Consider the following 24,093-nt stretch of genomic DNA (forward strand, 5'->3'; position numbering starts at 1 on the left):
AATGAAAGGTATTAATGTATATATATAATAAGGAATTTTATTCTTATGTCACAAATGTACTAACTTTTTTGCCAATAAACCTATTTCATGGCAGATATTTTTCATAAAAACATAAAAACAGGGATATTCCTGTGATGAATGTCCGCCGGAAGGGATGTTCTTCCCCAGGTTCAGCCTTGTCACATCCGGAGATGATTGAGGCATCATGCACGATGATGGTAGGAATCATGTACGATGATGGTAGGCATCATATACGATGATGGGAGGAATCATGCATGATGATGGCATGATGATGCAACGCATGTGTGCAATCAGGGTACGGGAAGAGCAAGGTTATTCCAGGCTTTGGTTGCAGGCGGATGGTTATGGTTCTACGTAGAAGGTGACGGAAACGCTGTTGCCTTCTCCGTCCACGGCCGTCAGCGAATGTTTGCCGGCAGAAGGGCGCAGGGAGATTTTATGAAAGTCTTGTGTTGCGGTCAGATAATCGCTGTCCAGATGCCAATAGACAGTGCTTTGCGGATGGCTGTGCGCCAGTTCTGCCGTGACGAAGCCCAAGTCTCCGTTCATTTGGCGGGGGAGGGTGATGTGGGCATTCATGGTAGGATAAATGAACTGCAAAGGCTGCAGACCGCTTTCATCGTAACCTGATTTGAATGGAGGGAGTGGTTTATATTCAGGATGATACTGTTTGTAATACCATTCCCATACGGGTGGAAGTGTGAACCAAGACTTCCGGATGGTTTCTTCCCTGTTCCTGCCGCTTTGATAAACGCGGTAACGTTCATCGGCGGTCAGGAGGACAGAGTGGTGGTAAGGGCAAACTTCAGTCCTACGCCCGGCGGGCAGGATAAGAACCGTATCTGTTTCATCGCAAAAACGGTTCTTCAAATGGCCGGATTTCCGGCATATTTCTGCATCTACAAAAATCCCTTTGGGGGAGGCGAACCAATGGGGACTGGCAGGAAGCAGACTGAGGACTTCAAATAATACCGGGCCAGCCGTGCGGGCACCTACCAGGCCCGGAGCTCCTTCGCCTGTGGCATTGCCTACCCATACGCCTACGGCATAATAAGGAGTGACCCCTACGGCCCATGCGTCTCGGAAGCCATAGCTGGTGCCGGTTTTCCAGGCTACCGGGTGCATGGATGGGATGGAACGCCAATCAATCTCTTCAGGACGATTTACTTGGGTAAGGGCATTGAATATTTGCCAAACACCGCCGGGATGAAAAGAACTTATCGTCCGGGACTGTTCCGGGGAGAGGCATAATGTACTTTCTGTTTGAGGAAGATTTAATAAACTGCGCCCCATCATGGCATACAGGGCAGTGACATCCCAAAGCGTGGCCTCTGCTCCTCCAAGGATAAGTGATAGTCCATAGTATGAGGCCGGCCGGCTGAGTGTGCTTATACCAGATTCACGGAGCAGGTTGTAAAATTTGGGTACACCATAGCGTTGCAGCAGGTTGACGGCCGGAATATTAAGTGAACAGGCTAAGGCTTCATCAGCAGGTACAGCTCCTTCAAATCGGTGGTCAAAATTTTGTGGGGCAAAACCGTTGATGTTGATTGGAACATCAGGCAATAGCGTATGTGGAAGTATCAGTCCTTCCTCAAGGGCAGCATAATAGAGCACCGGTTTCAGTATGCTTCCTGTACTGCGGGGGGATGTGATGACGTCTACTTGGTTGCCACTGACCTTTCCACCGAAATCTATATTACCGCAATAAGCAACAACCTGGTTACTACGAAGGTCTATGACAAGAATGGCAAGGTTTCGGATATTGCTTTGCTGAAAATCTTTGCTCCGGCGTTCGGCAAGATGTTCGATTTGCTGTTGCAAATCTTTATCTATGGTTGAGACAATTCGTTGTCCGGTGTTTTCTTGGGAAAAATGATCTACCAGATGTGGAGCAATAGAGGGTAGGGGACGTGGTGCTTCTGGTAAAGGCTCATCTAAAGCGAGTTGATAAGATACGCTGTCTATGTCTCCTCGTTTCAGAAGATGTTGCAGTACACGGTTGCGTTTACGGCGCAATGCCTCCCGTCCTTTACCGGGATAGATAGAAGACGGTGCGTTAGGCAAAACAGCTAAGGTAGCAGCTTCGGCCCATGATAATTCTGAAGCTGGATGTGAAAAATACCTCCATGCGGCAGCATCCAATCCTATAACATTGCCTCCAAATGGAGCATGTGAGGCATAGAGGGTTAATATTTCATTTTTTGAATAACGTAGTTCTAAACGAGTTGCTAAAATAATTTCCAGAATCTTTTCGTAGACCGTACGTGGGCGATTGCGAGACAAACGGATGGTTTGCATGGTGAGCGTACTTCCTCCACTTACTATGCGGCCACTGGAAATGTTTTGCCATGTGGCTCTTAAGATTGCCAGCGGGTTAACGCCCGGATGGTAATAAAAATATTGGTCTTCAAAAGCTAAAAGGCAACGGGCGAATTTAACAGGTATGGTATCACACAAAGGAAAACGCCATTGTCCGTCTGCCGCAATGCGGGCTCCCAGCAATTCTCCATGACGGTCGGTTACTATGGTGGAATAGGGCACGCGAAATAAGGTTTTAGGCAAACAACAACTATATGCTATTAAAAGAATGATGATACATGATAGCCCGGCTTTCTTAAGAAGAGAAAGCTGGGCTATGTATCGTTTGATAGAGGAGAATAGGTGTACCATTCGCTTGATTGAAAAACGGCCTCTTATGTAACCGTTTTTACTGTCGGTTTACTATAACTTTTCCAGCATGAGTTCGTGCCTGTATGTGAGTGTCATACATGGCCTCACATTGTATGGCTGGTAAAATGAAATGCCCTGCATAGGTAGCTTGCAGACGAACATTGAATTGTTTACGTTCGCCTTTTTTCAAGTTGAAATAAGTTAAAATACGGTCATCACGCAAATCTTGATACGTGTAGCTTTCGGCTGTTGGCTTGGCATTTAACCGCTCGTTAAAGATTTCCCAACCCGAAGGAAGTATATGCGTTAAAGCCAAGTTCACTATATCTGACGTACTGACATTTGCCACGGTAACAACTGCTATAAAATCTGTGCCTTGCTGAAGATTAGTGACAGATAAAGGCTTACCGTTCATATCAGTATAAGTTACGTTAAGTTGCAATCCGTTAGCTTGTGCCGGTTGGTTGTCCTCGATAGGTTGCAAACGAGTAACTAATTCCACTCCCAATGCACCATCTCCTTGGTTTTTCACACGGATACTTCCTTTATCGGTTGTGGGGAGGGCATGTAAATATACGGCTTTGGCAGAATTAACTTCAGGCTGAGTTTTCCCATTCAAGCTCCAAGTATAATGCAACGAACCAGAAACTTCTTCTGCCAATTTCCCCATTGCCATTAAGGCAAAAGCAGTAGATTGGGTACTAAAGGAAGTTTCATTACGCAAGGCCTCTGATATGCGGCGAGCCTGTTGCATAGCTTGTTCTTTTCGGTGCGTAAGCAAGAGTGTTTCTAATACGAGAGCCTCGTCACGTAAAGGTGAACCGTAGACTGTGCTCCATGTGGTATTTGTAGAGGTTATGGTCGGGAGGTTGAATATCAATTCTCCTGCAGCCTCCTCTTTTCCTGACAGAGCGTAGGCAGCGGCTAATGTCCAACGAGCTTGTATTGGCAGGTCGTTTTGTTCTTTCAGGCGATTCATGGCTCCCAATTCGGCTGTTCCGGCCAATGCTAGCGTATAAAGGCGAAAAGCTTGTTGAATACTAGAGGCTACATTCAGATTGGTGGAAGTATAGTCGTTTTGTCGCCAATTTTGTGCGTTAGAACGTTGGAAGCGTTTCCATTTTTCTAACGTACTTTGATTTACGGCATATCCTTTTTCTGTGGCGAGAGTGAGAAACATTCCAGCATAAGAAGTTATCCATTCATCGGCCGTAGCATTTCCTGGCCAATAGGCAAAACCACCGTTAGGCAATTGGCGGGCATAGAGTTGCCTAATGCTTTCTTGCACGTTCGTTTGTATACGTGTAGTTTCTGTTTTGTCTATCGTTTTAAATAAATTGATGAATAATAATGGTAGAGCCTTTGACGTAATTTGTTCTGTACACAAGTGCGTATAACTATATAGAAAATCGAGTCGGCGGGTTAGATCTGGTAAAGGAATACGTGACGTCTCGAGATAGGCAGTTGCATTTTCACCCACAGGATTATAACTTATCTCGGTTTCTTGTCCGGGAGCTATCCAACGGGTTTCATGTTGAGTAATAGAAGGATTGGGGTTGCGTACATCGATTTCGATGCTTTCTTGTGTTTTGTGTGCACCTCCGATAGCTGTAAAATGAAGATTAACCTTACCTGTTTGTTTGCCGGTCTTGATAGTGAAATAAGCCAATTGATCACCCGGTTCTTTAAAATGGAGAACCTGTTGATTCATTCCTTGCAGGCTGATATTTGTTCCTTTTTCTGTTTGAAGAGAAAGCGTTACATCTTTTACATCTTTTTCCATTGCAAAGACATTAACAGGTATGGAGATTTCTTCACCTGTGGAAAGTACTCTGGGTAAGCTAGGAAGTAGCATTAGTGGGGTACGAACAGGAACCGTTTTTTCTGTGCATCCATAAGCCGTACCTTCTCTGGCCACTACCATTACACGTACTGATCCTACATATTGAGGTAAGTGTAGTGTGTGGACTTTTTTTGCTCCTTTGTTAATATAGAAAGGGCCGATAAATCTTACTACTGGCTTAAAACGGTTAGCTTTAGCATCGGCAGGCTTTAGCATTTCATCACCTCCAGTACTAAAAATAGCTGCATATTGGCCAGCATATGCTCCCAATATATTATCGTAGATATCCCACGTTGAAATGCCTAAAGCTTCGCGTGCATAAAACTCGTTCCAAGGATCGGGAGTCTTGAAGTTTGTTAGATCTAATAATCCTTCATCTACGATAGCTAAAATATAAGTCATTGGCTTATCATTCTTTTCACTTATAGTGATGTGGAAATCTGTTTCGGGACGTAACGAGGATACCATTTCTATTTGTGGGTGTAATACAGTAGTCGGATCTGTAACCATTACCGGTGTGACACCATACATACGGATAGGTAAGTCGTTTACCGTTTGTGCATGAGGTTGCAGAAGAGTGATGTGCAGATAGGCGTTGGGAGCCATTTCTGGTGTGATATCGAAGGTGTATTTGGTGTCCTCTTTATCACTTATGGCTATCCATTCCCGTTTCAGCACGGTAGAACCGTTTTCAATGGCTACTAAGGCACGTCCGCCTGCGGCAACAGGGATGAATGCTGTGGCTTTATCTCCTGGTTTATAGCTTTTTTTATCTAAAGAGAATGTTAGCATCTTCAGGTTACTAGGATCTGCTTTTGTGGAACGGCCTCGCCATTCCGGCCAGTCTATATAGACGGTGCCGCCAGTAGCGTGTCCGCTTTCCTTGTCTTTAACATAAACTAAATAGCGTCCCCATTCAGGATAGTTGACACGGAATGTAAAACTTGCTTTACCATCATGAGTCTGTAAGTTCCCGCTGGATATGGGAGTAATCGTGCTGTTATTCACGTATGTACCAAAAGATTCTTGGCGATTCTCCCACCACCAACTCCAGTCTATACGATATATTCTGTATTCAATATCTTTCCGGTCAATGGGTTTACCCTCTGGAGTCAATGTGACGATGTCGAAGCGGTGTTCTTTATCTGTCTCTATGCATTTATTTTCTGATTGATTTAAGTTGAGGCCCACATAAGCAGTAAAAGGTGAAAAGGGGAGTGTTTGTGTATAAATGCTGGCATCTCCTCCCGGTTCATAAACACGTGTGACAAGGGTTGCATTCAGCATACCTGGAGCTGTTGATGCGTCTGGTAGTTTGAGCGTAAAGGATGTTTTGCCATTTGCATCCAGTTGACCATCGAATACGTCTATTTTTTGTGTAGTAAATTCGGTAGCTGGGTTATTAAAGATATAGTGCTCGTATCGCGAGAACTGAGTTTTCACTTTCGAAAGACTCATTTCCATTTTTGCTTTTAGATAAGAAGCCGTTGCACCAGTCAGCCAAGCTGAGGTTAGAGTGACGGGAGTTTGTTGGGAGGCACTTTGCAGAATGTTTTGAGGCATTTTGACATTAATTTTAAGCCGGTTTGGCTTAACTGTTTCAATGCGTAGGCTTTTGTGGAAGGTACTGCCTCCTATTTTTACATAAGCATTCCATAGACCTGTTGGGTCGTCAGAATGGGTGGCTACGGCAAATGTATAGAAACCGTTGAGACCCTGGGTAGAAACTTGTTTACTGTGGAATTGACCACGTGGATTGTACATTTCTAAAGTAACGGGATGTGTGTCTGGAATCCGTTTGGCTTTATCTTCCAATATAAACGATAAGTGTAAAGTATCTCCCGGACGCCATACTCCTCTTTCTCCAAAGACAAAGCCCTTAAGTCCTTTTTCTATTTTTTTGCCTCCTGTGTCGAAACGGCTGGTTGACTGATTTTCTCCAGCTACCACACGGAGATAGGCATTTTCGTTGTTTTTGCTGGCTTTGACTATGAAAGGCACACCATTCGGGTTGATTTCGGCAAATCCGTCTTTATTGCTTTGACTTGTACCGATTACTTGCAGTTGGAAATTGTAGACGGTTATGTCTGCTCCTTCTATGGGTTGGGTGGTCAGTATGTTGTTTACGGTTATCCATAATTTGTTCATTGAATTGCCTTTGACAATCAATCCCAGATTGGAAGCAAAAACATTGCAGGCTGCCACCAAGCTACTGTTCATGTAATAGGACGGGTGGCATGGATTTTCTCGTTGCTTCCAATCGTAGAGATTCCAATCGTATTCAGTTCCACCATTGTAATAGAAATAGCTTTGCGGAATGTCCCATTCTGAATTGTCTGATTCACTCACTTGGTTTTCCGTTAATTTTGTCAGTTCAAAAGACGGATGTGGTGTTTCGCCTCCACACGGATAGGCGGAATATTCTTCTTTGAACGAAAGATAAATACGGTAGATGGCTCCTGGTTCTTGCTTAATTAGTTTGCTTAGGTCGACAGAATAACTGTTCCATTTGTGAATGTCTTTCGAACCATCTTGATTCAGATGAAGGGTTTTCTTGTAGACTAAACGCCCAGCTCGTCGTAATTCGTTGGACGATTCCAATGTATTGTTCTGTAAAAAGGTGAGTATGTTGTTTTCGAAGATACGTATCACACTCAGCTCTACGGCATAGAGGTTGACTGCGCGGAAGGGGATAAGCAAGTTTTTTGAATCAGGTAGAATTGCTGCTTCTGTAAGTAATTCTACTTGTGGCTTGATGTTTAATTCTCCGAAAGAAAGTGACTGTGATGCTTCCAATTGTTTGCCTTTTATATCTTTCAGGCCTTTGTGTACGTTCAGGGTCAGTTTTTCATTGAATTGCCCGGATGTATTTTCATCAAAATAGGCATATATTTTATTCTTTTTTATTTGAAATACAGTCGATGGCACTTCTTTTATTTCTACCAATCCTGTCAGCTCTTGGGTAATGTCCAACGGAGAGGAAAATGCAATTTCGATGCCGTTCTCTGGTTGGTCGATACGTTTGGCTGAGAGGAGACGGAATTCATTTAAAGCGGGAACAGTGATTTCTATATTTTCTTCTTGGTTGATGTCGACATCTTTACCTTGGATTTTGATTGTTGCTTGATAGTCTTGTTCTTTGCGAGGAACACTGTCTAATGCGAAGAAGTAATGTAAGACATTATCGGTAGGTATGATGCGGATATTCTGTTTTTCTGTGCCGCTGACAGAAAATATTTCTTTTACTTTATCCGGCTCGATAATATTACTGAAATATATTGTTCCTTCTATGGATAAATAGGTCGTATCTACAAGTGGGGTGCTTGTTTGTATGGAATAATTGTCCGGTTGTACGCGGAATGAAAATTCGAATGTTTCCAGTTCCTTTTTTACTTTTATGAAGTCTCCCAATCGGAAGGTTGCATTGTACAATGTACCAGGACGAAGTTCGTCTTTGTTTGGCACGAACTCAATGGTGTTGTTGTTAATCCAATGTGATTTTCCGTTTAGGGAAGGAGAAAACTTGAATGGATTATCTTTTAAATCATTCAGGTCTACCAGAGGCAAGTCTTGTGCCAGCTCGATACGGATAACACTTTGGTTGGAAATGACCCCGCCCGTGTAGGCTTTGATGTATGAAGAAAACTCGGCAGAAGGAGTGATGTCTTTGCGTTGGGCACAAGCGTTCAGCAACACGATGGCCAATAGGGAAAAGAATACTTTGAGGGCTGTTCCTTGTTTCATAACAACAACGTATTTAAGGATTTATATTCAAAGTTTGATGGAAAAATCATCCGCATCTTTCCAAACGGGGAATTTCTGACGAAATTCTTGCAGAAGGTTGTAGTCCAATGTTACTGTGGCTATGCCTTCGGTATTGTCCGGCACAAGCGCCAGTTGTGTACCTTTATATGAATAAACGGCACTTCCTCCGTCGTGGGCGATGTCCTGGGGAGTTTTTCCTATACGATTAACACCGCAGACATAAGAAATGTTTTCCAGAGCACGGGCTTGTAACAACGTGTCCCATACTTTTCGTCGTGCAGCAGGCCAGTTGGCTACATAGATCAGCAGATCATATTCATTGTTTCGGTTGCGGCTCCATACAGGAAAACGAAGGTCGTAACATATTAGAAGCAGGATGTTCCATCCACGAAAGTTGATGATTGGACGTTCGTTGCCGGGAGAGTAGTGCTCTGTTTCGTGTCCTATTCGGAAAAGGTGATGTTTGTCATAGTAATGAGCTTCTCCTTCCGGTGTCAGGAAAAATGCTCGATTGCAGTGCTCTGAAGAAGGAGTGCAGGCTATGTAGCTTCCGGCTAAGGCAATGCCGTATGTGCTGGCCCATTGTTTCAAGGTACTGATGGTTTCTCCGTCGATAGGTTCGGCTACTGAAGCCGGGTTCATGCTGAAACCGGTGGTAAAGGTTTCTGGCAAGATGGCAAGCTCTGTCTTTCCGCGTAATGTCTCAAGCATTTCGCGAAGCCGGCAAAGGTTCTTGGGCTTTTCTTCCCAAGCGATGTCGGTCTGCAACAGGCTGATGCGTAAGGGGGTCATATCGCAAAGTTTTGAGGTTTTTTACCTCTGAAATGTATGAAATATTGTTTGATTTTCTGTATGTCTTGGTCATAATTACCGCTGGGCATGATGCTTTGCGTACATGCAATGGTTTTGGTCGGGTAATCGATGCCAATCAGCAAAATGGGTACTTTTGCTTTGAGTGCAATGTAGTAAAAACCCTTTTTCCAGTCTGGGTTAGGACGGCGGGTCGCTTCTGGGGTGATGGCCAGGTGGAGAGTGTGGCTTCGGGAAAAACGTGTAGCCAATTGGTCTGTCAGTGAAGTCTTTCGCGAGCGGTCTACCGGGATACCTCCCATGAGCTTGAACAGAGGGCCGAGAGGGAAAAAGAACCATTCTTTTTTCATCAGAAAATTGACTTTGCGGTTCAATGTCCCATAGAACAGCTTACCAAACAGCAGGTCCCAGTTGGAAGTATGGGGGGCGCCGACGATGACGCATTTGTCATATTCCGGCACCTCCCATTGAGTCTTCCAGCCCAGCAGGCGGTGGTATATGAATTTATACAAGCCTTGCTTCATGTTTACGTCTTATTTCAGTTGGCCGATGGCTGTGACGATTCCATCTACTTGAGTGCTGAAATCTTCGCGTAGTTTTTTGTAGAAACCTTTTACATTGCCGGGTTCGGTGTGACTGATGCGGCTGATGAATTCGTTCTGCATATTCAGGATGTCCGTCATGACCTTGTCTGCTTTCTGTTTTCCTTCTTCCGAGAGGTTCAAACTGCAGATGATACATTCGGTAAATAATTCGCCAGCAATATAATTGATTGCTTTCTTCAGGTCTTTTCTATTAGCCATAATCTTTACTTTTGGGGTGAATAAATTATAATTGTCTCCGTAAAGATAATGCTAATTCTGTAGTCTTCATCCTCAATCTGTAACTTTTTTTGCAATGTCGTAAGAATTTCTATCTTTTTGTAGAAAGAATGAACTGACGTTTCGTTATCCAATTCTTGCGATATAAGAACAAAAAGTTTGGAAAAGAAAGAATTTACTGACGATGCATTTCTCGTAAATCTGGAAAGTAGCCGAGCCTTTGCGAATGTTTTGCATAAATATGTGTATCTTTACTGAAAGATAATCATTGTTTTGCATGATTATACATTCTATTTTGCTTCTCAGATGTCGGTTTACAGAACAATGGGGCTGTTTCTTCCGAAGTGTAGCCTCGTTTGAAGCACGTCATAAGCTTTTGTCTTCCAAAAGAGAAGCCCTAAGGTAGTTCAGAGCAGAATTTTTTCTTCTTCTTTTTTCTCTTTTATTTGTCTTCTTTTTTGTATTTATCTGTTGTGCAGTGATATGGCTTCTTTCTCTTGGCCTCTTTACTTTTCTTCTATTGTTTGCTTGGAAACAAACGATTCTCAGTAGGTCTGGCATGCAATATGTCAAAATGAAAACCGATGATGATGTGGAATTTTTCTACAACTTGTGGCGCATTTCTACATTTTCAGGGAGTATCCAGATGCTTGATGAAGTCTTTCCGCAGCTTTGGGGTTGGAAATCTGGGCACTTGTGGCTGAATCTCGGAAATTGGCATTATCTTTGCACATAAGATTGGGTATAACTAATAACAACAAACATAACATGAAGCTGTTTTTTACAAAAAAAGAATTACATTTGCGCAGAAAGAGGCTCATCATCATGGTGGCTTGTCTGCTAGTGTTATTGCTCGTTTATCTTATCTTGACATGGCCTAAAAAAGTAGAACCGGAAGCACCATTGGTGATTGTAGAGCCGGTGGGGGTAGAAGATGTTGAAATCTATGGAGAATACGTAGGACGTATCCGCGCACAGCAATTTGTAGAAGTCCGTGCACGTGTAGAGGGCTTTCTTGAGAGCATGGAGTTTGAGGAAGGTACATACGTGAACAAGAATCAAGTGCTTTTCTTGATTGACCAGCGCCAGTACCGTGCCAAAGCCGACAAAGCCCGTGCACAACTTCGCAAAGACTCGGCCAACGTATTGAAGACACAGCGTGACCTGAATCGTATCCGCCCTTTGTATGAACAAAATGCCGCCAGCCAGTTGGACCTGGACAATGCTATTGCTGCTTACGAAACCGCCGTGGCCAGCATGGGTATGAGCCAGGCTGATTTGGATCAGGCCGAACAGGAGTTGGGATACACCATGGTGCGTTCTCCGCTTTCGGGCTACATTAGCGAACGTTATGTCGATTTAGGAGCTTTGGTCGGACCGGGCGGGCAGTCGTTGCTGGCAACGGTGGTCAAGAGTGATACGGTGCTGGTGGATTACAGCATGACTGCCCTCGATTATTTGAAGAGCCGCGAGCGGAATGTCGTTATCGGACAGAAAGATTCCACCCGTTCCTGGCAGCCCTATGTGACCATTACGCTGGCTGATAACAGTGAATATCCCTATAAAGGAATCGTCGACTTTGCCGATCCGCAAGTAGATCCGAAGACCGGAACATTCTCTGTACGTGCTGAGATGCCTAACCCCGATCGTGTGTTGCTTCCGGGACAGTTTACCAAAGTGAAAGCCTTGCTTGATGTTCGTGAACACGCTACTGTAGTGCCTCAAAAAGCCTTGATTATAGAGAAAGGTGGAGCTTATGTCTTTATTATGCGCCGTGACTCGATAGCCGAGCGCCGTTTCATCGAACTTGGTCCGGAGTTTGGCAATAACGTGGTGGTAGAACGCGGCCTTATTCCCGGCGAGATGATTGTGACCGAAGGTTATCATAAACTGACACCGGGCATCAAGATGCGTGTGGCTGATAAGAAAAAAGATGAAGATGAATCTCAACCTTCAACGACAAAAGAATGAAAGTTAGCTTTTTTATAGACAGGCCGGTCTTTTCGGCTGTCATATCCATATTGATAGTCATCGTGGGGCTTATCGGTTTGACGATGCTGCCCATTGACCAGTATCCTCAGATAACGCCGCCGGTAGTAAAAATCAGTGCTTCCTATCCGGGAGCCAGTGCGCTGACAGTGTCGCAGGCTGTGGCCACTCCTATTGAACAAGAATTGAACGGTACGCCGGGTATGCTTTATATGGAGTCCAACAGCTCCAACTCGGGCGGTTTCTCGGCTACCATCACTTTCGATATTTCTTCTGACCCCGATTTGTCGGCTGTGGAGATACAAAACCGTGTGAAGTTGGCCGAATCGCGACTGCCGGCAGAAGTGGTGCAGAATGGTATCGAGATAGAAAAACAGGCAGCCAGCCAGTTGATGACTATCTGCTTGACGTCGAATGACCCTAAGTTCGACGAAATCTATCTGAGTAACTTTGCTACGCTGAACGTGTTGGACTTGCTGCGACGTATCCCCGGTGTGGGGCGTGTGTCTAACATCGGCAGCCGTTATTATGCCATGCAGATTTGGGTAGACCCTGCCCGTTTGGCCAACTATGGTTTGACGGTTCAAGACGTGCAAAACGCTTTGAAGGATCAGAACCGTGAGTCGGCGGCAGGTGTGCTGGGGCAGCAACCTGTGACGGGCTTGGACTTTACTATCCCCATCACGGCGCAAGGGCGTTTGTCCAGTGCGGCCGAGTTTGAGGAAATCGTCTTGCGTGCCAATGCCGACGGTTCGATGATTCGGATGCGTGATGTGGCTCGTGTTTCGTTGGAAGCTCAGTCTTATAATACCGAGAGTGGCATTAACAGTGGAAATGCTGCTATCTTGGGCATTTACCTGTTGCCGGGTGCCAATGCCATGGAAGTGGCCGAAAGTGTGAAGGCTGCCATGGAGGAAATCAGTCGTACTTTCCCCGAAGGAATGAAGTACGAGATTCCTTTCGATATGACCACTTACATTTCAGAATCCATCCACGAGGTGTATAAGACGTTGTTCGAAGCTCTGTTTCTGGTGATTGTTGTGGTGTTCCTTTTCTTGCAAAGTTGGCGTGCCACGCTCATCCCTTTGGTGGCTGTGCCTATTTCGTTGATAGGCACCTTTGGCTTCATGTTGATATTCGGCTTCTCGCTCAATATCCTGACTTTGTTGGGATTGGTGTTGGCCATTGGCTTGGTGGTGGATGATGCCATTGTAGTGGTGGAAAATGTGGAACGTATTATGGAAGAAGAGCATCTCAGTGCCTACGAAGCCACGAAAAAGGCAATGAATGGTTTGACCGGTGCCCTGGTGGCTACCTCGATGGTATTGGCGGCTGTGTTCGTGCCGGTGAGCTTCCTGTCCGGCATCACGGGACAACTGTACCGGCAGTTCAGTGTGACGATTGCCATATCGGTGTTGCTTTCTACGGTGGTGGCTCTGACATTGAGCCCGGTGATGTGTTCGCTCATTCTGAAACCCGTCAACCCGAACAAGCCCAAGAACCGTGTGTTCCGTGTCATCAATCGCTGGCTGGATTTCGGCAATAGTAAGTATTTGAGTGGCATTAAGTCGGTTATCAAGCATCCGAAACGGGTGGGAGTGGGCTTTAGCATGGTGTTGATTGCCATCTTTGTCTTGTACCGGTTGATTCCGACCAGCTTCCTTCCGACGGAAGACCAAGGTTACTTCACCGTGGAGCTGGAGATGCCCGAAGGGACAACGTTGGAGCGTACGCGTGCAGTGACCAATCGGGCTATTGCTTTCTTGATGGAAGACCCGTCGGTGGAGTATGTGCAAAATGTCACTGGTACCAGTCCCCGTGTGGGTACCAGTCAGGCCCGGTCGCAACTGACGGTCATCCTGAAAGAGTGGAAGGAGCGGGACGATACGACCATCGACGAAATCATGGCCAACGTGAGCCGTGAACTGACGGAGTATCCTGAATGTAAGTTCTACCTGTCCACGCCGCCTGTCATTCCCGGTCTGGGTACGTCGGGTGGATTTGAGATGCAGTTGGAGGCGCGCGGAGATGCCACTTACGAGAACTTGGTGCAGGCAGCGGACACGCTGATGCACTATGCCGCGCAATGCAAGGAGCTGAGCAACCTGTCGTCGTCGTTGCAGGCGGAGATACCGCAGTTGTATTTCGATGTGGACCGCGACAAGGTGAAGATGCTGGGCGTGCCGATGGCCGATGTGTTCAATACGATGAAAGCCTATACGGGTTCGGTCTATGTGAATGACTTCAACATGTTCAACCGCATCTACCGTGTCTACCTGCAGGCCGAGGCTCCTTACCGCGAGCACCGGGATAATATCAGCCTTTTCTTTGTGCGCGGGGCGGACGGAGCCATGATTCCGCTGACGGCATTGGGTAACACGGAGTACACCACGGGGCCGGGCAGTATCAAGCGCTTCAATATGTTCAACACGGCGGTCATCCGTGGAGAGGCGGCGCAGGGTTACAGCTCGGGCCAGGCGATGGAGGTCATTGAGCGGGTGGCACGCACGCACTTGCCTGACAACATCGGCGTGGAATGGAGTGGCTTGTCGTATCAGGAGAAGCAGGCCGGCGGGCAGACGGGCGTCATCCTGGCGCTGGTGTTCCTGTTCGTGTTCTTGTTCCTGGCGGCGTTGTACGAGAGTTGGAGCATACCGGTGGCCGTGCTGCTGTCGTTGCCCGTGGCGGCGCTGGGGGCGTACATAGGTATCTCGTTGTGCGGACTGGAGAATGATACGTATTTCCAGATTGGCCTGGTGACGCTGATGGGGCTGGCGGCCAAGAATGCCATCCTCATCGTGGAGTTTGCCAAGGACGAGGCCGACCGGGGGGAGAATGTGTTCAAGGCGGCGCTTCATGCGGCGCATCTGCGTTTCCGACCCATCCTGATGACGTCGCTGGCGTTCATCCTGGGCATCTTGCCGATGGTGATTGCCAGCGGGCCGGGTGCTGCCAGCCGTCAGTCTATCGGCACGGGGTTGTTCTTCGGCATGATTATGGCGGTGGTGGTGGGCATTGTGCTCATACCCTTCTTCTTTGTGATGATATATAAGGTGCAGACTAAATTTCAGAGTAAGAGAGTGAGATGAACAAGAGTGACATGACAGTAATGATGAGATATGTATGCCGCCCGGCCTTGTGTTTGTGTGCTGCGGCGGTGCTGCTGAGCGGGTGCAAGATTGGGAAGCATTACACGCGGCCCGACCTGGAGCTGCCGCAGACGCTGACGATGGACGGTATGGTGGAAGATTCGGCTTCGATGGCCGATTATCCTTGGGAGCGGATTTATCCGGACACGCTCCTGCAGGGGCTTATCCGCCAGATGTTGGACTATAACAAGGATTTACTGATGGCCGATGCCACGGTGAGGGAGCAGGCGGCGTTGAAGCGCATCGACCTGGCCAACTTGTTGCCGCAGATTGGCCTGCGTGTGTATGCCGAGCGCGAGCGCGAGAATTATGGGGGCGATAGTTATAGCAACAGCGACCAGTTCGACCTGAAGGGCACGGTGCAGTGGGAGCTGGACTTGTGGGGCAAGCTGCGTTGGGCGCGCGAGGCGAGCCTGGCCGACTTCCTGGGTTCGGTGGAGAATCGCCGGGCGTTGCAGATGAGCTTGGTGGCGCAGGTGGCGCAGACGTATTTCGAGCTGGTGGCGCTGGACAACGAGCTGAACATCGTGCGCCAGACGGTGGACGCGCGGCGTGAGAGCCTGCGGCTGGCGCGCCTGAGGAACGAGGGCGGGCTGACGTCGGAGGTGCCCGTGCGCCAGGCACAGGTGGAGCTGGCGCGCACGGAGACGCTGGTGCCCGACCTGGAACGGCAGATTACGCTGAAGGAGAATGACCTGGCACTGCTGACGGGCGGCTATCCGCACCACATCCGCCGGGCCAAGCTGCCGCAGGAGGTCGACTTCCCCGCCGCGCTGCCCGTGGGCCTGCCCAGCAAGCTGCTGGAGCGCCGCCCCGATGTCCGCCAGGCCGAGCAGGCGCTCATCGCCGCCAATGCCGAGGCGGGCGTGGCGCTGACCAGCCTGTTTCCGAGCCTGACGCTGAACGCGCAGGTGGGGGCGGAGAGTGACCTGCTGAGCGAGCTGCTCAAGTCGCCCTACCACTTGTTGCAGGCCACGGTCATCCAGCCCATCTTCGGGTGGGGACGGAACCATGCGCGGCTGAAGGCCCGGCGTGCGGCGTTGGAGCGGGCGGGCCACGCCTACGAGAAGGCGGTGCTGACGGCCTTCCGCGACGCCTACAACGCCATCGCCACGTTCAACAAGATGAAGGACGTCTACCAGACCCGCCTGCAGTTGGAACGCTCCTCGCGCTCGTCGCTCGAACTGTCGCAGGCACAGTACGTGCAGGGCACCATCGGCTACATGGACCTGCTCGACGCGCAGCGTACGTACCTGTCGGCGCAAATCAGCCTGAGCAACGCCCTGCGCGACCGCCAGTTGGCGCTGGTCAACGTCTACAAGGCACTGGGCGGGGGCTGGAGCGACGAGCGATGACGCGGCACGCCCCACCCGGCCCGGAGAAAAATATTCCTTCCCATCGGCAAGAAACCTTGCACGGATGGGGAGGATTTTTTATATTTGCACCGGTGAAGAGTTTATATCACGCCGTGCGATAAATATATCACGGCGTGCGATGAATATATCACGCCGTGCGATGAATATAGCGCGGCGTGATATAAAAATCGAACAGGCTGCCTGTTAAGTCTTTTCCCCGATAAACAGTAATTTCCTGCACTGTCGGCAACAGACTTCCGGCATCGCTCTTTGGCGAACCTCTTCACCTGTCATGTTGAGCGGAACGCAGTGGAGTCGAAACATCTCCCTAACCCCTCGTCACATTCTCATAGGGAGATTCTTCGATTCCGCTTCGCTCCACTCAGAATGACAGTTACCCGGCATTTTCATCTTTTAAACGATACCGATATGGCAGAATATGACATGCAAGAAACCACCCTCGCCCAAGGCACCGGCGAAATGACCGTCCGTTACCCCCGTATGCGCCTCTACGGCCGCCTGGACACCGACGCCTTCCTGCGCCAGGTCGCCAGCCACACCACCTTCAGCCCCGCCGAACTGCGCGCGGCCGTCCAACTGCTGGCCTCCGGGCTGGCCGACACCCTTGCCCAAGGCTACTCCGTCCACCTCGACGGCCTCGGCTCGTTCACCCCCACACTCGGCCTCCGCCCCGGTGCCGAACCCGAGACCGGAACGCCCGGCGAGACACGCCGCAACGCCACAAGCATCTGCGTGGACGGCATCGCCTTCAAGCCCGACAGGCAACTGGTGCGCCTCACCGACGCATCCTGCCGCCTGAAACGCACCGCCGTCAAGGCACGCCGCAGCAGCACCCGCTACACCCCCGACCAACGCCTCCAACTGGCCCGCCAATACCTGGCCCAGCACGCCGAAATGTCACTCATCTGCTATTGCGCCCTCACCGGACTGCTGAAAGACAAAGCCTCGCGCGAGCTGCGCCGCTGGGAACAATCCCCCCACGAGACCGGCATCCGAGCCCTCGGACGCGGGCCCGCCAAACGCTGGACCGCCGCCGACATCCACACCGAAGGCTAAAAATATCCCTTCCCCCCTTGCATTTCTCTCGGAAAAGAGCGAAATTTGCAACGCTTTAGCGAGCAACTTTCTAATCACCTTTAAATAATAAAGACAAATGACCAAGAGTGCATTGCAAATCGCAAGGGCTGCCTACCAGCCCAAACTTCCGAAAGCGCTGAAAGGCAACGTACGTGCCGGCGAAGGCGCACCCACACAATCCGTGGCCGACCAGGAAGAAATCAAACGACTGTTCCCCAACACCTACGGCATGCCCCTCATCCGCTTCGAAGCGGCCGACCAGGCAGCACAGTTCCCCGCCATGAACGTAGGCGTCATCCTCTCCGGCGGACAAGCACCCGGCGGACACAACGTCATCTCCGGACTCTTCGACGGCATCAAACGCATCCACCCCGAAAGCAAGCTCTACGGCTTCCTCATGGGACCCGGCGGACTCGTTGACCACAACTACATCGAACTCACCGCCGACATCATCGACGAATACCGCAACACCGGAGGCTTCGACATCATTGGCTCCGGACGCACCAAGCTGGAGAAAGAAGACCAGTTTGAAAAAGGCTACGAGATACTGAAGCAGCTCGGCATCAAAGCCCTCGTCATCATCGGCGGCGACGACTCCAACACCAACGCCTGCGTCCTGGCCGAATACTACGCTGCGAAGAACTACGGCATCCAAGTCATCGGCTGCCCCAAGACCATCGACGGCGACCTGAAGAACGACATGATTGAAACCTCCTTCGGCTTCGACACCGCCGTGAAGACCTACGCCGAAGTCATCGGCAACATCGAGCGTGACTGTAACTCTGCCCGCAAGTATTGGCACTTCATCAAGCTGATGGGCCGCTCGGCTTCGCACATCGCCTTGGAATGTGCCCTCCAGACGCAGCCTAATGTCTGCATTGTCTCCGAGGAGGTGGAAGCCAAGGACCAGTCACTGGATGACATTGTCACCTACATCGCACAGGTAGTGGCCGACCGCGCCGCAGCAGGCAACAACTTCGGCACCGTGCTCATCCCCGAAGGCCTGATTGAATTCATCCCTGCGATGAAGCGCCTGATTGCCGAACTGAACGACTTCCTTGCTGCCAACGCCGAGGAGTTCGCCCAGGTGGACAAGGCCGAACAGCGTCAGTATATCATCAGCCGCCTCACGCCCGAGAACGCCGCCATCTACGCCAGCCTGCCCGAAGGCGTGGCACGTCAGCTCTCCCTCGACCGCGACCCGCACGGCAATGTGCAGGTATCTCTCATCGAAACGGAGAAACTGTTGTCCGAGATGGTAGGTAACAAGCTGGCCCAGTGGAAGAAGGAAGGCAAGTACGTGGGTAAATTTGCCGCACAGCACCACTTCTTCGGTTACGAAGGCCGCTGCGCCGCTCCGTCCAACTTCGACGCTGACTACTGCTACTCCCTCGGCTTTGCCGCCGCCGCCCTGATAGCCAACGGCAAGACGGGATACATGTCCTCCATCCGTAACCTGACGGCTCCCGCCGAGGAGTGGATTGCCGGCGGTGTGCCTATCACGATGATGATGAACATGGAGCGTCGCCACGGTGAGATGAAGCCCGTTATCCAGAAAGCGCTCGTTCGTCTGGACGGCGCGCCTTTCCAGGCCTTTGCCGCACAACGCGAGCAGTGGGCCAAGGAGACGGCTTACGTCTATCCCGGCCCCATCCAGTACTTCGGGCCTACGGAAGTCTGCGACCAGCCGACCAAGACCTTGCAGTTGGAACACCAGAAGTGATAAGTTGCTGACCGCAATGTTTATATGTGATAAATAAAGAGAGAAAGGGCGGAGTGAATCTGCCCTTTCTTTTGCCCTTTTACCCCCCCTTTTCATACCCAGCTTTATGCCTGCTCGAACAGCCAGACCCTCTCGTGGTAAAACACCTGCCCGCCGTTCCTCTTCGAAAAAAACACGGCGGAAGAAAGGCACTGCACCGGAACGTGCGATGCCCGTTTGGTTGCGCAATGTCCTGGCCGTGGGGTTAGCCCTGGTCTTATGTGCCGGGTTCTATTGGTTCTTCATCCGCCCATATGCCTACCGCTGGAAACCCTGTTACGGCCTGAAAGGCTACGGAGTCTGCCTGCCTTGCCGTTATGACGTGCATGGCATCGACATCTCGCATTACCAGGGCGACATCGACTGGTCTTTGCTGGCTCGACAACGGGCCGGAGAGTTTCCCCTCCGTTTCGTCTTCATGAAAGCCACCGAGGGCGGCGACCACGGCGACGAAGCGTTTGCCCGCAACTTCGATGCAGCCCGTCGGCACGGCTTCATTCGCGGTGCCTATCACTATTTCATTCCCCGCACCGATGCCCGCCGCCAGGCCGATTTCTTCATCCGCACAGCTCCGCTCGATTCGGGTGACTTGCCCCCCGTGCTCGACGTGGAGACGGCCTCGGGCAAGAACAAAAAAGAACTGCAAAGGGCTGTTAAGGCCTGGCTGGATAGGGTAGAGCAGCACTATGGCGTGAAGCCTATCCTTTATACTTCTTACAAATTCAAATTGCGTTATCTGAACGATTCTCTCTTCAATACTTATCCTTATTGGATTGCACACTATTACGTAGATTCCGTACGCTATGACGGGCGTTGGGATTTCTGGCAACATACGGATGCCGGCATCGTACCGGGCATTGAAGGCAATGTGGACCTGAACGTGTTCAATGGCACCCCGGAAGCCTTGGATTCGTTACTCCTGAAATGACACTTACACTTGCGTCTTCCGATATTCATTAGGCGTGCAGCCTACGTTTTTCTTGAACATGCGGTTGAAATGCTGCGAATATTGGAATCCCAGTTCAAAGGCTATTTGGCTGACAGTCTTGTTGGTTCCCAGTATCATTTCCTTAGCTATGTCTATCAGTTTGTGTTGAATATATTCTTGGGCACTCTTGCCTGTCTCTTTCTTGATTAAATCCCCGAAATAATTGGGTGACAAGCAGACCTTATCCGCAAAATATTTGACGGTCGGCAGTCCTTCAAGTTGCGGTTGTTCCCCATGAAAATAATCGTCGAGCAATCCTTCAAATCGGGTCAGGATGTCTTTATTAACGACCGAACGGGTTGTGAATTGCCGTTCGTAAAACCGCATGCAGTAGTCTAACAGCAGTTCAATGTTGCGAGATATCAACCGCTTGCTATGCTTGTCAATAGGATGTTGCAACTCTGCTTGAGTCTTTTCCAAGCAATTCAGGAAGATTCCTTTTTCTTCGTCAGACAGATGCAGAGCTTCGTTGGAAGCATAGGAAAAGAAAGAGTATTGCTTGATGTCTTTTCCGAGCGATGTTCCTTTAATGAGGTCGGGATGGAATAATATGCCTTGGGCGGTAGGCCGTGCGTTATCTTTCATGGTTACTTCGGCCACTTGTCCTGGAGCAAAGCTGGTGACGGTCCCCTCTTGATAATCATAAATTTGCTTCCCATAGCGAATGTCTCCACAGAGCGTTTGCTTCAGAAATAAAGCATACACGCCATAGTTGATGGTGAAATGCCTGGGAACTTGTGTCGCTTGTTTGAGGTCTATGACGCTTACCATAGGATGTAAGGTCTCTAATCCAAAAAGCTGGTTGTATTGCTCTACATTGTTGATTTTAATGATGTCTTCCATATTCCATATTTTTACCGGAAGGCAAAAATATGGATAATTTAGCAGATTTTCTTTGTAAGTGAATGAAAACTTTTTGTTTTGTACGAGAATCTGTAACAAGATGCTCTGAAAACAAAAATCCGCAAGTGCAAATGATAGTTTGACAAACTTGCGGATGAGAATGCTAATGATATTAGAAACTAAATTAATTTTATCTGGATGGATTTAAGCTTTCGGGCATCTGAGGTACCTCCATATAATATTTCGTATTCTCCTTTTAAGGGGTGCATAGTGTTTGTTTCTGTATCAAACCATTCAAAGCTTTCTCCACTCAGTTGGAAGCTAACTTGTCGGGTTTCCCCTTGCTTTAATGCAATGCGTTTGAAGGCGCGGAGGGTATGATGTGGCCCTTCTTTGTCTGTAGGACGGCGTAAGTATATTTGAATGACTTCTTCTCCATCCCGGTTCCCGGTATTGGTAACAGGGATGGTGAGTGTGCAACTTTCTTCACTTTTCATTTCATTGGTAGACAGTTTTGCATTGCCATAGTCAAAGGTTGTATAGCTCAAACCGTGACCGAATGGGAACAGAGGTTTTTCTGTCATATAACGGTAGGTACGTCCTTTCATATCGTAGTCCTCAAAATCAGGCAATTGTTCGGTACTTTTATAAAAAGTGACTGGCAATCGTCCTGCCGGATTGTAATCGCCAAATAATACGGATGTAATAGCGTCTCCTCCTGCCTGCCCTGGATACCAAGCTTGTATAATGGCATCACATAATTGTGCTTCACGGGTTAAAGCTATGGCTGAACCTGAGAAGTTAACAAATACAATTTGCTTGCCTGCTTTTTTCAATTCCTTTAGTAAGTCCGTTTGTACAGCAGGTAACTCAATATTTTCACGATCTCCTCCTCGGAATCCTGGTATTTTGACCGGCATTTCTTCCCCTTCTAATCCTGGAGAAATGCCGCCTGCAAAAATCACAACATCGGCATCTTTTACACGTTCCACAGATTTTTTCAAATCAAGAGGAACTTCACGGCCAAAGTCGAAATTTAGGGTTGCGCAATCGCCTTCAGTAGCAGCAAACGTTACTTTTAGATTATACGATTTCCCTTTTTCTGCCTTTAATGTATAAACTCGGTTGCTTTTCATGTTGGCTGCCGATGCTACTTGTTTTCCGTCTATCAGCAAATGTGCACTTCCTTGCGTATGGAAACTGAATACTATATCTTCGCTTTTTTGAGGATGAAAAGTCGTTTCATATACAGCGTAGAATCCTCCCAATGGTACACCTGGTGCAAATACCGTGGCACCAGTCGTTGTGAAGTGAAAAGGATTGGGAACTTGTGTTACGATGTCCGGTTCACCTTCGGCTTCCATCGTATTCCAATATGAAGCTTTAAATCCTTTTTGTCCGTCTTCAGTGGTACAGTTGCCGAAAAGACTTTGCAATGCTACTGCTGCAGTGTGATCGCAACCATGTTCATATATCAGTTGTGAGGCCGGCAATTGTTTTTGCAAACTTTCTAATAAAGTCGTAGTATGTGACGGGAACCCATTGTAATTTCCCCATTGCATGATACTATCGTTGGCATTAGGACCTATTAAGGCGATTTTTAAGCCTTCTTTTTTCAAGGGAAGCAAGCTGTTTTTATTTTGTAATAGAACAATGCTTTCTTGTGCCATTCTTAAGGCTAATTTACGATGCTCTTTGCTATCTACTACATCGTAAGGTATTTGATGCCAAGGCACATTCTCATCCAATTCTCCGAGTTCGATACGTGCTTTTAATAATCGGTGTAGAGATGTATCTACAGTTGCTTCGTCAATCAATCCTTGTTGTACAGCTTCCACTAATGAGCCGTAACTTTCGCCACATTCTAGATCGGTACCACTTGATACTGCTTTGGCAGTGGCATGTGGTATATCAGGTTCTGTATGATGATGCCCTTCGGTGAAGAAATCATTGATGGCCCAACAGTCAGATACTACAATACCTTGATAACCCCATTCGTCTCGCAATATCTGATGGAGTAGGCGATTGCTTCCGCAGCAAGGTTCTCCTTCATAACGATTGTAAGCACACATGACTTCTTTTACATTTGCTTGCTGCACTAATGCTTTGAAAGCAGGGAGGTAGGTCTCCCACAAATCGCGTGGAGCGATGTTTTCTGCATTAAATATGTGGCGGTTCCATTCCGGACCAGAATGAACAGCGAAATGTTTGGCGCAAGCATGTAGCTTATCATATTTTTCATTCTCTGGCCCTTGCAATCCCCGTACTACATTGATACCCATTTGTGCAGTTAAATAGGGATCTTCTCCATAGGTCTCTTGCCCTCTTCCCCATCTTGGATCACGGAAAATATTGACATTAGGAGTCCAGAATGTTAAGCCCTGGTAGCGTTTTAAACCTTCTTGAGTTCTGGCAAACTCATTGCTTTTAGCTCGAGCTTCATCGCTTACTGCTGTAAATACCTCAAATAGTAAACTGTCATTGAATGATGCAGCCATGCCTATGCATTGTGGGAAAACAGTGGCCACACCAGCACGTCCAACTCCATGTAATGCTTCGTTCCACCAATCATATTCCTTAATGCCTAGTCGGGGAATGGCAGGTGATGTGTTTTGCATAAGAGATACTTTTTCTTCTAAGGTTAACCGCTTTACCAAATCCATAGCTCGTTCATCGGCTGATAAGGTGGGGTCTTCATACGGTAATTTAGAATTGCATGATAGTAGACAGGATCCAATAATGCTTGTTCCTATCAGAAGCTTCCATACATTTTTCATATTCGATGAGATTTTAATTAATAAATTGGTGTGTGCAAAGATAAGAATTTTTTATTTAGATTACATGTTGTGGTAGTGGCAAAATTGTAAAGATTTTCTATTGATTACCACTGCTGTCCACTAAAAAATGGACAAGGTTTAAGAATTAAATAAAGGGGATTATACGCATTAGTACCTAGCAAAACTTTGGCGGGAAAAC

Annotated in this window: 13 protein-coding genes; 6 read left to right on the plus strand and 7 right to left on the minus strand. The window is 48.2% G+C overall.

The genetic code is table 11. From position 1 onward, the window contains the following. Positions 1-363: 363 nt before the first annotated feature. The 5 genes from pbpC to M3090_RS11790 are packed head-to-tail and all read right to left on the minus strand — an operon-like array spanning position 364 to position 9,915. Positions 364-2,694 (minus strand): penicillin-binding protein 1C, encoded by a 2,331-nt coding sequence (pbpC, locus tag M3090_RS11770; protein ID WP_249056458.1) that lies wholly within the window; start codon positions 2,692-2,694, stop codon positions 364-366. 37 nt (positions 2,695-2,731) lie between these two features. Beyond that, positions 2,732-8,281, minus strand: a complete 5,550-nt coding sequence (locus M3090_RS11775) for an alpha-2-macroglobulin family protein (RefSeq protein WP_249056459.1) — start codon at positions 8,279-8,281, stop codon at positions 2,732-2,734. Positions 8,282-8,308: 27 nt separating this feature from the next. Further along, positions 8,309-9,094 carry an amidohydrolase gene (locus tag M3090_RS11780; RefSeq protein WP_249056461.1) on the minus strand — a complete coding sequence of 262 codons (786 nt, stop codon included), beginning with the start codon at positions 9,092-9,094 and terminating at the stop codon, positions 8,309-8,311. Further along, positions 9,091-9,636, minus strand: a complete 546-nt coding sequence (locus M3090_RS11785) for a 1-acyl-sn-glycerol-3-phosphate acyltransferase (RefSeq protein ID WP_249056463.1) — start codon at positions 9,634-9,636, stop codon at positions 9,091-9,093. The genes M3090_RS11780 and M3090_RS11785 overlap by 4 nt, the downstream gene beginning before the upstream one ends. Positions 9,637-9,645: 9 nt before the next feature. Continuing rightward, the gene (locus M3090_RS11790; RefSeq protein ID WP_249056465.1) at positions 9,646-9,915 is read right to left on the minus strand and encodes a hypothetical protein; all 270 of its coding nucleotides are present in this window, start codon (positions 9,913-9,915) and stop codon (positions 9,646-9,648) included. A 786-nt stretch (positions 9,916-10,701) separates the two neighbouring features. Between M3090_RS11790 and M3090_RS11795 the strand changes: the two genes are divergently transcribed. From M3090_RS11795 to M3090_RS11820, 6 genes are all read left to right on the plus strand, one after another. Further along, on the plus strand, positions 10,702-11,904 hold the full coding sequence (locus tag M3090_RS11795; protein ID WP_249056467.1) for an efflux RND transporter periplasmic adaptor subunit: 1,203 nt from the start codon (positions 10,702-10,704) through the stop codon (positions 11,902-11,904). After that, a complete protein-coding gene (locus tag M3090_RS11800; RefSeq protein WP_249056469.1) occupies positions 11,901-15,011 on the plus strand; it encodes an efflux RND transporter permease subunit in 3,111 nt (1,036 codons plus the stop codon). The genes M3090_RS11795 and M3090_RS11800 overlap by 4 nt, the downstream gene beginning before the upstream one ends. Before the next feature lie 11 nt (positions 15,012-15,022). Beyond that, positions 15,023-16,426: an efflux transporter outer membrane subunit gene (locus M3090_RS11805; protein ID WP_410553245.1), complete on the plus strand. Its 1,404-nt coding sequence runs from the start codon at positions 15,023-15,025 to the stop codon at positions 16,424-16,426. 387 nt (positions 16,427-16,813) lie between these two features. After that, positions 16,814-17,503, plus strand: a complete 690-nt coding sequence (locus M3090_RS11810; RefSeq protein WP_249056472.1) for an HU family DNA-binding protein — start codon at positions 16,814-16,816, stop codon at positions 17,501-17,503. 97 nt (positions 17,504-17,600) lie between these two features. Continuing rightward, entirely contained in the window at positions 17,601-19,247 is a 1,647-nt protein-coding gene (locus tag M3090_RS11815; protein ID WP_249056474.1) for a diphosphate--fructose-6-phosphate 1-phosphotransferase, read from the plus strand. Positions 19,248-19,353: 106 nt separating this feature from the next. Beyond that, a complete protein-coding gene (locus M3090_RS11820; protein WP_410553246.1) occupies positions 19,354-20,214 on the plus strand; it encodes a glycoside hydrolase family 25 protein in 861 nt (286 codons plus the stop codon). Positions 20,215-20,217: 3 nt separating this feature from the next. On the opposite strand, the gene M3090_RS11825 is transcribed toward M3090_RS11820, so the two are convergent. Both M3090_RS11825 and xyl3A read right to left on the minus strand, forming a co-directional pair. Further along, a complete protein-coding gene (locus tag M3090_RS11825) occupies positions 20,218-21,117 on the minus strand; it encodes a helix-turn-helix domain-containing protein (RefSeq protein ID WP_249056477.1) in 900 nt (299 codons plus the stop codon). Positions 21,118-21,296: 179 nt separating this feature from the next. Then, the gene (xyl3A, locus tag M3090_RS11830) at positions 21,297-23,894 is read right to left on the minus strand and encodes a xylan 1,4-beta-xylosidase (protein ID WP_249056479.1); all 2,598 of its coding nucleotides are present in this window, start codon (positions 23,892-23,894) and stop codon (positions 21,297-21,299) included. Positions 23,895-24,093: the final 199 nt, after the last annotated feature.

The organism is Bacteroides sp. ET71, from assembly GCF_023336905.1.
GTDB lineage: Bacteria > Bacteroidota > Bacteroidia > Bacteroidales > Bacteroidaceae > Bacteroides.

Coding starts and splice junctions, on each gene's coding strand:
- M3090_RS11800 (WP_249056469.1), top strand. CDS start 11,901: ATGAAAGTTAGCTTTTTTATAGACAGGCCGGTCTTTTCGGCTGTCATA.
- M3090_RS11795 (WP_249056467.1), top strand. CDS start 10,702: ATGAAGCTGTTTTTTACAAAAAAAGAATTACATTTGCGCAGAAAGAGG.
- M3090_RS11785 (WP_249056463.1), bottom strand. CDS start 9,636: ATGAAGCAAGGCTTGTATAAATTCATATACCACCGCCTGCTGGGCTGG.
- M3090_RS11810 (WP_249056472.1), top strand. CDS start 16,814: ATGACAGTTACCCGGCATTTTCATCTTTTAAACGATACCGATATGGCA.
- pbpC (WP_249056458.1), bottom strand. CDS start 2,694: ATGGTACACCTATTCTCCTCTATCAAACGATACATAGCCCAGCTTTCT.
- xyl3A (WP_249056479.1), bottom strand. CDS start 23,894: ATGAAAAATGTATGGAAGCTTCTGATAGGAACAAGCATTATTGGATCC.
- M3090_RS11775 (WP_249056459.1), bottom strand. CDS start 8,281: ATGAAACAAGGAACAGCCCTCAAAGTATTCTTTTCCCTATTGGCCATC.
- M3090_RS11805 (WP_410553245.1), top strand. CDS start 15,023: ATGACAGTAATGATGAGATATGTATGCCGCCCGGCCTTGTGTTTGTGT.
- M3090_RS11815 (WP_249056474.1), top strand. CDS start 17,601: ATGACCAAGAGTGCATTGCAAATCGCAAGGGCTGCCTACCAGCCCAAA.
- M3090_RS11790 (WP_249056465.1), bottom strand. CDS start 9,915: ATGGCTAATAGAAAAGACCTGAAGAAAGCAATCAATTATATTGCTGGC.
- M3090_RS11780 (WP_249056461.1), bottom strand. CDS start 9,094: ATGACCCCCTTACGCATCAGCCTGTTGCAGACCGACATCGCTTGGGAA.
- M3090_RS11820 (WP_410553246.1), top strand. CDS start 19,354: ATGCCTGCTCGAACAGCCAGACCCTCTCGTGGTAAAACACCTGCCCGC.
- M3090_RS11825 (WP_249056477.1), bottom strand. CDS start 21,117: ATGGAAGACATCATTAAAATCAACAATGTAGAGCAATACAACCAGCTT.